General features: G+C 72.8%; 13 protein-coding genes and 1 pseudogene. 6 read left to right on the top strand and 8 right to left on the bottom strand.

Annotated features, from left to right (window positions below; all coding sequences use genetic code 11):
• Positions 1-221: 221 nt before the first annotated feature.
• Positions 222-1103: a non-homologous end-joining DNA ligase gene (gene ligD / locus CRP51_RS06590; protein WP_097230063.1), complete on the bottom strand. Its 882-nt coding sequence runs from the start codon at positions 1101-1103 to the stop codon at positions 222-224.
• 39 nt (positions 1104-1142) lie between these two features.
• On the opposite strand from ligD, the gene ku reads away from it, so the two are divergent.
• On the top strand, positions 1143-2204 hold the full coding sequence (gene ku, locus CRP51_RS06585) for a non-homologous end joining protein Ku (protein WP_097230062.1): 1062 nt from the start codon (positions 1143-1145) through the stop codon (positions 2202-2204).
• A 153-nt stretch (positions 2205-2357) separates the two neighbouring features.
• On the opposite strand, the gene CRP51_RS06580 is transcribed toward ku, so the two are convergent.
• The 3 genes from CRP51_RS06580 to CRP51_RS29335 form a co-directional block, all read right to left on the bottom strand.
• The gene (locus CRP51_RS06580; protein WP_097230061.1) at positions 2358-3221 is read right to left on the bottom strand and encodes a 3-hydroxybutyryl-CoA dehydrogenase; all 864 of its coding nucleotides are present in this window, start codon (positions 3219-3221) and stop codon (positions 2358-2360) included.
• Between the two features lie 122 nt (positions 3222-3343).
• A complete protein-coding gene (locus tag CRP51_RS29920; protein ID WP_097230060.1) occupies positions 3344-4042 on the bottom strand; it encodes a hypothetical protein in 699 nt (232 codons plus the stop codon).
• 29 nt (positions 4043-4071) lie between these two features.
• Entirely contained in the window at positions 4072-5598 is a 1527-nt protein-coding gene (locus tag CRP51_RS29335) for a WXG100 family type VII secretion target (protein WP_245880409.1), read from the bottom strand.
• A 252-nt stretch (positions 5599-5850) separates the two neighbouring features.
• Between CRP51_RS29335 and CRP51_RS06565 the strand changes: the two genes are divergently transcribed.
• Positions 5851-7116 (top strand): glycoside hydrolase family 10-like protein, encoded by a 1266-nt coding sequence (locus tag CRP51_RS06565; RefSeq protein ID WP_097230059.1) that lies wholly within the window; start codon positions 5851-5853, stop codon positions 7114-7116.
• 62 nt (positions 7117-7178) lie between these two features.
• On the opposite strand, the gene CRP51_RS06560 is transcribed toward CRP51_RS06565, so the two are convergent.
• Both CRP51_RS06560 and CRP51_RS06555 read right to left on the bottom strand, forming a co-directional pair.
• Positions 7179-7964 (bottom strand): SDR family oxidoreductase, encoded by a 786-nt coding sequence (locus CRP51_RS06560; RefSeq protein WP_097230058.1) that lies wholly within the window; start codon positions 7962-7964, stop codon positions 7179-7181.
• Between the two features lie 39 nt (positions 7965-8003).
• Positions 8004-8366, bottom strand: coding sequence for a nuclear transport factor 2 family protein (locus tag CRP51_RS06555; RefSeq protein ID WP_097230057.1), 363 nt, complete (start codon positions 8364-8366; stop codon positions 8004-8006).
• A gap of 78 nt (positions 8367-8444) precedes the next feature.
• Here CRP51_RS06555 and CRP51_RS06550 point away from each other — a divergent pair, with 78 nt between their 5' ends.
• From CRP51_RS06550 to CRP51_RS06535, 4 genes and pseudogenes are all read left to right on the top strand, one after another.
• Positions 8445-9239: a MerR family transcriptional regulator gene (locus CRP51_RS06550; RefSeq protein WP_097230056.1), complete on the top strand. Its 795-nt coding sequence runs from the start codon at positions 8445-8447 to the stop codon at positions 9237-9239.
• Positions 9240-9333: 94 nt separating this feature from the next.
• Positions 9334-9655 (top strand): annotated as a pseudogene (locus tag CRP51_RS06545) (transposase); the annotation flags it as partial.
• A gap of 256 nt (positions 9656-9911) precedes the next feature.
• Entirely contained in the window at positions 9912-10472 is a 561-nt protein-coding gene (locus CRP51_RS06540; protein ID WP_097230055.1) for a histidine phosphatase family protein, read from the top strand.
• Positions 10473-10592: 120 nt separating this feature from the next.
• Positions 10593-10982 (top strand): thiol-disulfide oxidoreductase DCC family protein, encoded by a 390-nt coding sequence (locus CRP51_RS06535; RefSeq protein ID WP_097230054.1) that lies wholly within the window; start codon positions 10593-10595, stop codon positions 10980-10982.
• Between the two features lie 10 nt (positions 10983-10992).
• On the opposite strand, the gene CRP51_RS06530 is transcribed toward CRP51_RS06535, so the two are convergent.
• Complete coding sequence (locus CRP51_RS06530; RefSeq protein WP_141514557.1) at positions 10993-12489, bottom strand: outer membrane protein assembly factor BamB family protein; 1497 nt, start codon at positions 12487-12489, stop codon at positions 10993-10995.
• 276 nt (positions 12490-12765) lie between these two features.
• Complete coding sequence (locus CRP51_RS06525) at positions 12766-13242, bottom strand: helix-turn-helix domain-containing protein (RefSeq protein WP_141514556.1); 477 nt, start codon at positions 13240-13242, stop codon at positions 12766-12768.
• Positions 13243-13247: the final 5 nt, after the last annotated feature.

Raw genomic sequence — 13247 nt, 5'->3', positions numbered from 1 at the left:
GCCGCCGCACCGCCCGGCGTCGTCGCCCGGGGCTCCAGGCGCACGCGCACCGGTGCCGCGACCGGCCGTGCGGGGGCGCGGGGAACCACGCGGTCGGCCCGCCCTGCGCGCCGGTCACGACAGGCCACCGGGGCCGCCCGGCGCCGCGACCGCTGTCGACCGCGCCCCGCCACCGAGGCCCCCGGTGGGGCGTGCGACGCCGGGGAGAGCCCCGCCCGCGTTCAGTCCGGCAGCGGCGCCGCCTCGGTGCGGGCGGCCAGCGGCGCGAAGAGGTCGCCCAGCCGCTCCAGCCTGGCCGGCAGCTCGGCCAGCGTGAACGCCAGCTCCTCGGGGCGCCCGCACTCCTCGATCTCCTCCCAGGTGACCGGCGCGGAGAGCGTCGGCAGCGGCCGGGCGCGCAGCGTGTACGGGGTGGCGGTGGTCTTCCGGGCGGCGTTCTGGCTGTGGTCGATGAAGACCTTGCCGGGCCGCAGCCGGCGGGTCATCACCGCGAGCGCCAGTTCGGGCAGCTCCCGCGCGGCCTCGGTGGCCAACCTCTTGGCGTAGGCGGAGGTCTCCCGCGACGACGCCGGCTCCACCGGGCACAGCAGGTGCAGCCCCTTGGACCCCGACGTCTTGGCGTAGCAGGTCAGCCCGTCGGCACCCAGCCGCTCCCGCAGCCACAGCGCCACCCGGCAGCAGTCGACGACCGTCGCCGGCTCACCCGGGTCCAGGTCCAGCACCAGCCGGTCGGCGACGTCGGGCGCGTCGAGCGTCCACTGCGGGGTGTGGAACTCGACGACCAGGTTCGCCGCCCACACCAGCGAGGGCAGGTCCGCGACGACCAGCTGCCGCATCGTGCCCCCGCCGGAACGCGGCACCTCGCCCGTTCTCACCCAGTCGGGCGTGCCGGGCGGCACGTTCTTGGTGAAGAAGCGCTGCCCGGTCCCGCCGTCCGGATAGCGCAGCAGGCTGAGCGGGCGATCGACGAGGTGGGGCAGGAGCAGCGCGCCGTTGCTCGCGTAGTGGTGCAGCAGCTCGCCCTTGGTGGTGCCGTCGGAGTAGAGCACCTTGTCCAGGTTGGAGAGCGTCAGTCGACGGTCCTCCACGGTGACCACAGGCATACATTGAGACTGGCATGGTTGGCGCGAAAGGGGCAGATCATGCGATCCATCTGGAAAGGGTCCATCTCCTTCGGTCTGGTGACCATTCCCATCAAGGTGGTCAGCGCGACCGAGAACCACTCCGTCTCGTTCCGGCAGGTGCACGCCGTCGACGAGGGCCGGGTCCGCTACCGCAAGGTGTGCGAGCTGGACGGCGAGGAGCTGAGCGGCGACGACATCGCCAAGGCGTACCAGGCGGCCGACGGGACGCTCGTCCAGATCAGCGACGCCGATCTCGGGGCGCTGCCGCTGCCCACCGCGCGGACCGTGGAGATCCTCGGCTTCGTGCCGATCTCCGGCGTCGACCCCTACCAGCTGGACCGTTCCTACTACCTGGCGCCCGACAGCGGCGCGGCCAAGCCCTATGTCCTGCTCCGCGAGGCGCTGCGCCGTTCCGGGCAGGCGGCCGTCGCCAAGCTGGCGATGCGCGGCCGGGAGACGCTGGCCCTCGTCCGCACCAGGGAGGACGAGGACGTGCTGGGGATGCACACCCTGCTGTGGCCGGACGAGATCCGTTCCTCGGAGGGGCTGGCGCCCACGGAGAAGGTCACCGTGCGCGACGCCGAGCTGGACATGGCGGACACGCTCATGGACACGCTGGGGTCGGTGGACATGTCGGAGCTGCGCGACGAGTACCGGGCGGCGGTGGAGACCCTGGTCAACGCGAAGCTGGAGGGCATCGAGCCGCCCAGCCCCGGCGAGGAGGCGGAACGGGGCGGGCGGGTGGTCGACCTGATGGCCGCGTTGGAGGACAGCGTGCGCAACGCCAGGGAGTCGCGGGGGGAGGGCGGCGAGGAGGCCACGGTCACCGACATCTCCGGCGGATCGGGCGGCGCGGGCGGTTCCGGCGGAGGGAAGAGCGGCGGGAAGCGCGCGGCCAAGAAGTCGGCGGCCAAGAAGTCCTCGTCTGGCGGCTCCGCCAAGAAGACGGCGGGCAAGCGGAGCGCCGCGAAGAAGACCGCCGACAAGAAGGCGACCGCGAAGAAGTCGACCGCCAAGAAGAGCACGAGCGGGAAGACGTCGGGCGGCAAGACCGCCGCCGCACGCCGCCGCGCCTCCTGACCGCGCCTCGCGCCGGCCGGGCCGCCGCCCGCTCCCGGCGGCGACCGGCGCGGCCGTGCCCCCACGGGAGCCCCCGGCGGATGGACCGCGCCGGCCCGGTCGGCCGGGCGGTCGCTTCCGGGGCCGTCGGTCCGAGGACGTCGCTCAGGTCGGTCAGCCCGGGTAGGAGTAGAAGCCGGCGCCCGACTTCCGCCCCAGCTGGCCGGCGGCCACCATGCGCAGCAGCAGCGGCGGGGGAGCGTACAGCGGCTCCTTGAGCTCCTCGTACATCGAGGCGGCGATCGACGCCACGGTGTCGAGCCCGATCAGGTCGGCGACCTTCAGCGGCCCCTGCGGGTGGGCGCAGCCCAGTTCCATCCCCGCGTCGATGTCGTCACGGCTGGCCGCGCCCGCCTCGTACATCCGCACGGCGGAGAGCAGATAGGGGATCAGCAGCCCGTTGACCACGAAGCCGGAACGGTCCTGTGCCCGGATCGCGTGCTTGCCCAGCACGCCGGTCACCAGGGCCTCCGCCCGCTTCATCACGGCCTCGCCGGTGGTCAGCGCGGGGACCAGCTCCACCAGCCGCTGCACCTGCGCCGGGTTGAAGAAGTGCACGCCGAGAACCTGTGCGGGGCGACTGGTCGCCACCGCGAGATTGACCAGTGGAATGGCCGAGGTATTGGAGGCCAGGATCGCGTCCTCCCTGGTCACCACCTGGTCAAGCACCTGAAAGATCTCGGTCTTGACCTGTTCGTTCTCGACGACGGCCTCGATCACCATGTCGCGGTCGGCGAACTCGCCCAGGTCGGTGGTGAACGACAGCCGCTCCAGCGCCGCGTCCCGGCCGGCGACGTCGATCTTGCCGCGCTCGACGGCCCGCTCCAGCGAGTTGACCAGCCGGGTCCTGCCCAGCTCCAGCGCCTCGCCGGTGGTCTCCGCGACCCGCACCTCAAGCCCGGCCCGCGCACACACCTCGGCGATGCCGGCCCCCATCTGCCCGCACCCGACCACGCCCACGCGCTCGATATCCGTCACACCGTGCCCCTTCGCCTGAAACCGTTCGAAGCCGGACGCCGTCCCGCCGTCCGCCAGGGGCCCGACGTTACCCGCGCGGTGCTCCGCGACCGGCGCCCGGGTCCAGCGCTGCTTCTTCCGGGTCAGTCCTCAAGGACGATCGGCTCGTAGGCGCGGGCGTAGTCGGACAGGAACTCCGTCGCCTCCCGCGGGAGGGGGAGGCGCACGGAGACCGAGTACTCCAGGACGCGCTTCCTCGCGCCGTAGCGCCACACCTCGTAGTCGGGGGCGGCCTCCCAGAGCCCCGGGTAGCGCTCCGCGCTCCCCAATGCTCCCAGCAGCCCGGCCAGGTCCATGGCCGGGACCTCCTCGCCCGGCACGTCCGCCGGCAGCCGGACCCGCTCGCCACCGCCGGCGAACCACGCCGGCCGCCCCTCCGCCAGGGCGGCGAGCTGCTCGGGGCCCAGCGTGTACCAGGGGCCCTCCTCGGTCAGCACCAGCCAGCGGTCGGAGCCGGTGTGGCGGAAGATGTCGCAGCTCTCGCCTTCGAGGACACGCTCGCCGTAGTGGTAGCCGGGCTGGCGCACGGTGTGCGGGGTGCCGCCGGCCTCGACCGTCAGACTCCGCCCGTACCCGGTCATGATCGTTCGGAACTCGGCAAGGAACGCGTCCCTGTGCTCCCAGTCGGTCAGACAGGAGAGGTGCAGCGCCCCCTGGAAGAACGAGGCGCCCGGCCGCCACGTCGCGCGCAGCAGCGTGTAACTCTCCACCAGTGCGGTCCAGCCCGGAACCTGCAGCACGAAGGCGCCGCAGATCTGGCAGCTGGTGAAGTCGTCGGCCATCGGTGGACACCTCTCTCACGGGCTGGGGATCAGCCTAGACGCGGCACGGGAACGATGTATCCCCGGTCGTTGACCGGGCCGTTCGGCGGGAACTCCCCCGGCGGGAACACCCCGTCGCCGTCGAAGAAGCGGAGCTGGTCGTCACGGCTGATGACCACCTCGGTGTGGTCGGTCGTCTTGTAGTCGAGGTCCCGGCTCATGCTGTCCCGCTGGCCGAGCAGCCGCTCCATGTCGTTCGGCGGCCCGGGAAGCCGGTCCTCCGGGTGGGTGTGCGCGATGAAGTCGAACCCCTGGCCACGCAGGTCCCGCGGGATGGCGGAGGTGAACTCCGTGCCCCGGAAGAGGCGCAGCTGGCCGGCGGGGTTCTGGATGATCGCGTGCTCCACGCCCGCGAACCGCTGCAGCTCGGCCATGTGGGAGACGTTCACCTCGGCCGTCCTGATCGGGATGTGCCCGTGCAGTTCGAGGTCGCGGGCGAGCTGCCGCGCCTTCGGGCTGAGCTCCCGGAACGGGATCTGGCCGCCGGGCAGCCGCGAGGAGCCCTTGAACACGTTGGCCATGCCACGCATCCCGGCGGCCACGTCGCCGAGGCCGCCGGTGGCGAGCCCCTTGACGCCGCGCAGCAGGCCGCCCGCCGTGGTGATGCCCTTGAAACCGGGGATGCAGTCCAAAGCGGCGAACGCGACGTCGAGGAGTCCGGCCTCCCCGCGCGCGTACTTGATCAGGGTGTCGGCGAGGACGACGAGCGCGGCGGCGAGGACGACCCAGGCCAGCGGGCCGCCGATGATCATCACGACGATGCCGAGGACCGCGACGACGACCTTGCAGACCTCGACGAAGGTGTCCCAGTTGTCGGTCACCCACTTGATGGCCTTCTCGTACCACTTGCGGTTCTGGATGCCGGCGTCGGAGGCCTCGTCGATGTCGCGGGCGCACTCGCGCGCCGCCTCCTCGCGCATCTCCTGGGCGTCCAGCGCGAGTTGACGCGCGGCCGAGAGCCGTTCCTCCGCGTCGTGCACCCTGCTCTGGGCGGCGCCGGCCGCCGCCTCGGCGGCCTGGCGGTCCCGGGACGCGGCGCGGACGTCCGCCTCGTCCGGCGGCTCGACGTCGTCGCGCTCGCCCTCGCGCTGGAGCCGCTCCGCCTCCTCGCCGGCCCGGCCCACCCAGTCCTCGGCGTCCCCCAGCGCCGACCGCGCGGCGGCCAGGTCCGCCTGTGCCGTGATCGCCCGGTCCAACGCGCGGTCGGCCATGCCCTGCGCGTTCTGGAGCCTGGGCCAGTACGTCTGGAGTGCCCGGGAACAGAGGTCGTAGGAGTCCTCCAGCTTCGTCAGGTTGTCCGGCACGCCCTCGAACTCCCGGCGGAACGCCTCCGCCGACAGCCCCGCCCACTCCAACATGGCGCGTTCGCCCGCCATGCCCCGGATCTTCCCCAGCGCCTCGCCGACGTCGTCCGCGAACTCCTGGAGCTCGTCGGCCAGTTCACGCACCTCGTCCGGATCCCCCGGCGTCGGGTCGCGGTCCATGTCCACCGGAGACCAGTCAGCTGGTCGCGCCACCCGTCCCACCCCCTCGCGTACGCCCCCTGGGCACGCTCCTCTCCTCACACGCTCCGGGAGCCCGGACGGTTCCCCGTCGGCGGACGCGTTCTCGCCACCGCTCCCGGCCCGGCGTCAACCGGGCGGCGCGCCCGGCGGTGTGAAAACCCGAAACCCGGGCGCCCCCGGGTGTGTCAACGGTGGGGGAGCGCCTGATTCCGTCACGCTGTGCTGGGCATGTAGAACGGAACGGACGCGTCTGGGGGTTCACTCATGGGTCGGATCAGCCGCCGGGGCTTCGCCCTGGCCTCGATGGCCACGCTGGTCGGCACGTTCAGCACGGGATCGGTGGCCGGGGCCAGGGAGCGGGGCGGTGCCGTGCCCGCCGCCGACGGCGCCGGGGACGGCGCGGTGCCGCTCGCCGAGGAGTTGCGCGGGATGTGGATCGCCTCGGTCAGCAACATCGACTGGCCGGCCCAGCCGGGGCAGTCGGCCGACACCGTCCGCTCCGACCTGGTCAAGCTGCTGGACGTCGCGGTCCGCTGGGAGTTGAACACGGTCTTCCTCCAGGTGCGGCCCACCGCCGACGCGTTCTGGCCCTCGCCGCACGAGCCCTGGTCCGAGTGGCTGACGGGCACCCAGGGCGAGGACCCGGGCTGGGACCCGCTGGCGTTCGCCGTCGAGGAGGCGCACGCGCGGGGGCTCGCGCTGCACGCGTGGTTCAACCCGTACCGCGTCGCCACCCACACCGACCCGTCCCGGCTGGCGGCCGACCATCCCGCGCGCCGCGAGCCGAGCTGGGCCGTGCCCTACGGCGGGCGGCTGTACTACAACCCGGGGCTCCCCGAGGTGCGGGAGTTCGTGCAGGACGCGATGATGCACGCCGTCACCTCCTACGACATCGACGGCGTGCACTGGGACGACTACTTCTACCCGTACCCGGTGGCCGGCGAGTCGTTCGACGACGACGACGCCTTCGCCGAGCACGGTGGCGACTTCGCCGACAAGGGCGACTGGCGCCGGAACAACATCGACCTGCTGGTGCGCGAGATGCGGGACCGGGTCGCCGAGGCCAAGCCGGAACTGCCCTTCGGCGTCAGTCCGTTCGCCGTCTGGCGGAACAAGTCGACCGACCCGCTCGGCTCCGACACCCGGGGCGGCGTGCAGACCTACGACGACCTCTACGCGGACGTGCGCACCTGGGTGCGGGAGTCCTGGGTCGACTACGTGATCCCGCAGATCTACTGGGAGATCGGCAACGAGGCCGCCGACTACGCGGTGCTCGCCGCGTGGTGGTCGGAGGTCGCCGACGGCACGGACGTCGCGCTCTACCTCGGCGAGGCGGCCTACAAGGTGGGCGACCCGGCGCAGCCGGCGGCCTGGCAGGAGCCGGGCGAGCTGTCCTCGCACCTGGCGCTGACCGCGGAACGGCACCCCCAGGTCGGCGGGCATGTCTTCTACTCGGCCAAGCAGGTCGCCGCCGACCCCCTGGGCGCGCTCACCCGGGTCTGGGAGGACCACTACCGCTCCGGTTCCTGAGGAGGGGGTCCCGCCACCGGGTCGCGCTGTTCGCGAGTGGCTACTCGGAACCGGTGCCCGGCTCAGACGGTCGGAACGGTGCCGCCGTCGATGACGTACTCCGCGCCCACGGTGGACGAGGCCCGGTCCGACACGAGGAAGCCGACCAGGTCCGCGACCTCTTCCGTCGTCGCGAACCTTCCGATCGGAACCCCTCCGAGGGAATCCATCAGGCTCCGCTCCGCCTCTTCGCGGGTCAGTCCGTTGCCCTCGGCGAGCTGGTCGATGAAGCCCGCATACGCTCCGGTCCGAATCCCCCCGGGGCTGACGGCGTTCACTCGCACGCCTCGTGGGGCCAGTTCGTTCGCGAGACCCTTGCTGTACGTACGCAGGGCACCCTTCGCTGACGCGTACGGCAACGTCGCGTCGTGCAACGGCATCTGACGCTGAATCGACGTGACGTGGACAACCACTCCCGATCCCGCCTCCACCATGGCCGGCAGCAGTGCGCGATCCAGTCGGACGGCTCCCAGGAAGTTCAGGTCGAGTTCCGCCAGCCAGTGCTCCTCAGTCGCCGCGGCGAATCCGCCAGGCGGGGTCGACGATCCTCCGACGACGTGCACCAGGATGTCCAGCGCACCTCCCTCGGAGATCCTGGACACCACAACCTCCACACCGCCCACCGTGGAAGTGTCCGCCTCGATGAACCGGTCGGGGCGCTCGTAACCGCCGGGCATAGTGCGTGCCGTGGTCCACACGTCGGCACCCATCTCTCGCAGTCTCTCTACGACGGCCTTGCCCGAGCCCTTCGAACCGCCCGTGACCAGCGCCCGGCGACCGTTGAGACGATCGCGATCTGAACGAGACATTTTTCTCTCCGCTGAAGATTGGTAATGGGGCGCGTGCGGTCAGGCCGGGTGGTTGGCGATGACGAGTTCGGCGATGAGGTCGTCCCGCAGCGCGAACCGGTAGTCGAGCTCGGCGACGCCTCCCGGGAAGGTGCCTTCGAGCCGCACGGTGACCACCCAGTGGGTGTCATCGACGCGGTGAGCGCCGATCCGCTCGGTCGTGTACGCGAACTCGGACCCGGCGTCCCGCAGGAACGCGTAGGTCTCCTCCCGGCCGCGGAAGGTCTCGTCCTGGTCGACGATCACCGCGTCCTCGGCGAGGAACGACGAGGCGGTGTCAGCGTCGCGGACGATGTGGGCGCCCAGGAACTGGCGCACGGCGGTCGGGAGCAGAGCGGACGGAAGACCGGTGTGCTGTGTCATGAGCCCACCGTGTGACCTCGCGGCGCGGGAGGGTCAAGCCGTGGACCCTCCCCCGGGGGGAACGTTCAGAATGAGGGCGTGCTGACCATCGGCGAGTTCTCGCGGCTGACCCACTTGAGCGTGCGGACCCTGCGCCGGTATCACGAGGCGGCCCTGCTGGAACCCGCCGTGGTGGACGAGGCCACCGGTTACCGCTACTACGGCGTCGATCAGATCCCGACCGCGCAGGTCATCCACCGGCTCCGCGAGCTCGACGTCCCCCTGAGCGATGTGCGGCAGATCCTGCGGACCCCCGACCCCGGTGTCCGGGCGGCGCTGGTCGCGGAGCACCTGCGACGCCTCGAAAACGCGCTCGACCGCACCCGGGCCGCAGTCGTGTCGCTGCGCCGCCTCCTCCGGCCCGACCCCGCGCCCATCGACGTCGAGCTGCGTGCGGAGCCCGCACGGACGGTCGCGGCGGTGGAGGCCGTGGTCGGGCATCGCGACATCGAGACCTGGTACGCGGGCGCGATGGCCGAATTGGAGGCGGCCGTCGCCGGCGACGTGACCGGACCGCCGGGCGGCAGCTACGACAACGCCCTTTTCGAGCAGGAGCGCGGTCACGCGCTCGTCTACCTGCCGTCAGCCGCGCCGCCTCGCACCGGACGCGTGCACCCCGTGAGTCTGCCGGCCGCGGAACTCGCGGTCACCACCCATGTCGGCGAGCACGACGACATCGAGGTCACGTACGGCGAACTCGGGACCTGGGTGGTGGAGAACGCGATGTCGGTGGCCGGGCCGGTGCGGGAGGTCTACGTTGTCGGCCCCCGTGACACGAGCGACCCCGCTGCGTGGCGCACCGAGATCGGCTGGCCGGTCTTCCGAGTCACCTGAGGCGGTCGGTGCGGTGCGGAGCCTGGGAACGACGGGGCGCACACGTTGAGCCTCGCGCACTCACGAGGGGGGCACCGAGGCTCGATACCGTACGCGAGCCGGCCTGGACACCGCGATGTCAGCGGCGCTGATGCCGTGGCGGAAGCCGAGGGCCGTCCACGATCCGGGCAAGGTCCTCCTGGAGGTGGTCCTGACGGTCGCCTTGGCCGGTGACTGCCTCGCGGATGCCGGCGCCGCGGGCGGAGCCGGCTGGGTGCGGGCCGGTGGCCTCCGGCCCGACGGCCTCCCGCCTCATCGACACCCTCGCCGCCTCCGACGAGAAGGCCCCGGCGGCGGTCCGTGCCGCCCGGGCCGAAGCGCGCGCCCGCGTCTGGGAGTCGGCCGGCGAGCGGGCGCCGGACGCGGACGGGGCGGTGACCGGGGGCCCGGCAACCCGCACCCCCTACGACAGCAGCCCGCCACCGGAGGAGTGGAACCCGGCGTCACCCCGAGACGAGCCCCGGGCCCCCGCCTGACCACCCGCGATCCACGGCACGAAACGGCCCACCGACTCCGTCGGCGGACCGTCATGAAACCGCGAGGCTGGGCGGGCGGGGGAGCCCGGGGGAGCGGACCGGAGAATTAACGCGCGGGTAGTGGTCTACTCCTCAAGGTGTTCGTACCATCACGCCCATGCTGGTAACGCTGATAGCCGCTGCCCGCAGTTCCTCGCTTCTGGACGCCCGGTTCGACGACGAGCGCCCCCTGGACGCGGCCGGATGGCAGGCCCTGGAGCACGCCATCCCGATGCTGCTGCCGCTGGCGGCGGCCGAGTTGCGTTACTGCTCCCCGACGCCGTGCAGTCGCCAGACCGGGGAGGCGCTCGGTCTGGCGCCGTTGGCCCAACTCGCCCTGCGCGACTGCGACATGGGCCGGTGGCGCGGCATGACCCTTCAGGAGGTGACGCTGCGGGAGCCGCAGGCGGTCGACGTCTGGCTGGCCGACCCGAGGTCCGCGCCGCACGGCGGGGAGTCTTTGCTGGCCTTCGTCTCCCGGGTCGGGACCTGGCTGGACACCCGGCCCGTCGAGGGGGAGGGGCTGATCGTGGCGGTCACCGAACCGGCCGTGATCAGGGCGGCGATGCTCTACGCGCTCAAGGCGCCGCCCGCCTCCTACTGGCGCACCGAGGTCCATCCGCTCTCCGTGGTCAGCCTGAGCGGCTGCCGGGGGCACTGGACCCTGCGTCTCGGGTGAGCCGCTCCACCCCCTCGCCGGTCCACTGGTCAGGGCCCGCGCCGACCCGGGCGGCGCCTCCCCCCACTCGAACGCCGCCCCCGCCGCCCCCGCCGGACGCGGGTCGGGCACCATGGAGGCATGAACGCGCGACCGGTGCTGGTCTTCGACGGCGACTGCGGTTTCTGCACCACCTCGGTGAACTTCGCCGAGCGTCGGATCAGACCCGACTGCACGACGGTCGCCTGGCAGTTCGCCGACCTCGACGCGCTCGGCGTCACGGAGGAACGCGCGCGGCACGAGGTGCTGTGGGTGACGCCGAACGGCCGGGTGTACGGAGGGGCCGCCGGCGTCGCGAAGCTGCTGATGCGGGCCGGCGGCGTCTGGGCGCCGCTGGGCGCGGCGCTGATGATCCCGCCCGTCAGCTGGCTGGCGGCCGGCGTCTACCGGCTGGTCGCCCGCAACCGCCAGCGGCTGCCGGGCGGCACCGCCGCCTGCGCCCTGCCTCCGCCCCCGGGCGCCCGGCGGTAGCCGACCCGGGTCAGCGGTAGACCAGCAGCGCGGGCAGCCCCTGCTCGCGGCTGGAGAACTCCTCGCTGACCAGGGCGAACGTCGCGGTCTCCGGGTGCCACAGCGGCGCCACCGGCCGGCTCGTCACCACGCCGGTCTGCCGTACCATCGCCGTCTCGCGCTCCGCCGCGTCCTCGTCCAGGCGCATCACCGTGCGGGACTCGCCGGTCTCGACCGAGAGGGCCACCAGCGCCCCGGGGAGGGCGCCCACGGACGGCTGGTAGGCGTGGAGCGAGTCGCCGGGCCCCAGGAACGGGATGAGCTCCTCGTGCCCCTCGGTCGGCGCGGCCTCCCACGTCGGGGCTCCGGTGGTCAGGTCGAAGGCGACCAGTTCGCCGCCGGTCTCGCCCGGGGTCGAGGTCGGGACGAGGAGCAGCTCTCCCTCCCCGTCCGACACCACGGGGCAACGCACGCTCGGGGCCGCGCAGTCGGCATGGCGCTCGGGGTCGAAGTCCACCCGGTGGGAGACGGCGGCGAGGTTGTCGCTTACCACCAGGACCGCGTCGTCGCCGACGCCTCCCTCGCCGTCACCGAGGGAGGCGGTGACGGTGAGCGGCTCCAACGCCAGGACCCCGTCGACGGACAGCGTCCCGTCCTCGTACTCCGGGGTGTACTCCCAGGCCCACGACTCGCCGCCGTCCTCGTCCAGGCCCCGGACCGAGCCGCCGGCTCCCGCGTCGTGGACGGCCTGCTCGCCGCAGCCGCGCCGGGCCACCAACTCGCCGTCGAGCACCTGGTATCCGACGTCGGCGCAGCCGTCCTCGTAGCGGTTGGCGTACCAGAGCTGTTCACCGGTGCTGATCCGGTAGCCGGCGCCGCCGGTGGCCGAGCCGCCCGCGAGGGCGACCGTGTCGCCGATGATCGCCGGCTCGTCGAACGGGCCGGGGGGCGCCGGCAGTTCCACTGGCCAGGTGACCAGTTCCTGACCTGTGGTCAGGTCCAGCACCGTCAGCATCTCGCAGTGGCCGCCCTGGAGCAGCGCGATCCGGTTCTCGTCCGCGTTCGCCGAGACCGGGCACTCCCGTTGACTGCGGTCGGTGTTCCGCTCGACGTTCACACGCCACAGCTCCTCGCCGGTGCCCGGGTCCATGGAGACGACCGCGCTGTCCACGACCCGGACCAGGGCGCCGTCCACGAACCACGCGCCGCGCGCCACCAGCGGGGACCGCTCGGGGGAGACCCCCGGCGCCGACTCGGACAACACCAGGGAGCCCTCCGCCGGTTCGAGGTCCCTCGGGGCGTCCTCGACGGTGGTGTCCGTGTCCCCGTCGTCGCCGCCGAGCAGCAGCCAGGCGACGCCCCCGCCACCGGCGAGCGCCAGCACCAGGGCGACGGCGAGCAGCGCCCCGGGGACGCGCCGACGGCCGGGCGGCGGGGAGGGGGGCGGGCCGAACCGCCCCGGCGGCGGCGAGTTCGGCGGCCCGGGGAGCGGGGCCCCCGAGTACGGGTTGGTCCCTGGCTGTCGCATGGCGGATCCCTCGGGAAGGTGACGGACGGCGGGGCGGTGCCCGTCGCCCGACTGCGACGGCGCGGAACGGGCGCACGAGGCGTACAGCCCCTCGTCGGTCACGACGCTCGGCGGACCGTGTCGGTTCCGGCGCGGGGGGATCGGACAGGCGTCCGACCGCGCGCCGGGCGGGGCGGCGCGCGGGGGAGGCGTCAAAGGGGGCACGCGCCAACGGAGTTGACTACGCAAAGTGTCCAGTTGATTTCAGCCATCCCCGAACGCCGCGCACCGGAACCGTCACCCGGGGGATCTGTCCGGTGGCTCGCCGTGCTCGTCCGGCTCGGGGCGGACCGCGGTCATGGCCGAGATCTCCCTGATGTCCCGTCCGGTGAGGGTGATCTGCCCCGCGCCCCGGTTGTGCGGGACCTCCCGCAGCCGCGCCTTGCGGCGCAGCCAGCGCGCCGACCACGGCAGCCAGCGCGCGGCCTCCTCGGGTGTGTAGTGGAACAGCTCGCCCTCCGGAGTCCCAGGTGCGGGCACGTCCCGCTCGGGTTGGGGTGGTGGCGGCGGTTCGTCGTCGGCCCGGAGCAGGTCGGCGACCGGCACCTCAAGCGCCGTGGCGATCCGGTGGAGGCTCGCCTCGCTGGCGCCGGCCAGGCCGCGTTCCAGACGGGAGATGTGGCCTCGGTCCAGATCCGTGAGCCGGGCCAGTTGTCGCAGGCTCATCCGTCGCACCACGCGGATGGCACGGATCGCGGTGCCGTTCGGTGTCACGTTCA

The sequence above is a fragment of the Streptomyces zhaozhouensis genome (assembly GCF_900230195.1).
Taxonomy (GTDB): Bacteria; Actinomycetota; Actinomycetes; order Streptomycetales; family Streptomycetaceae; genus Streptomyces; species Streptomyces zhaozhouensis.
The sequence above is the reverse complement of the archived record's forward strand: the minus strand, read 5'-3'. Positions and strand labels throughout refer to the sequence as shown.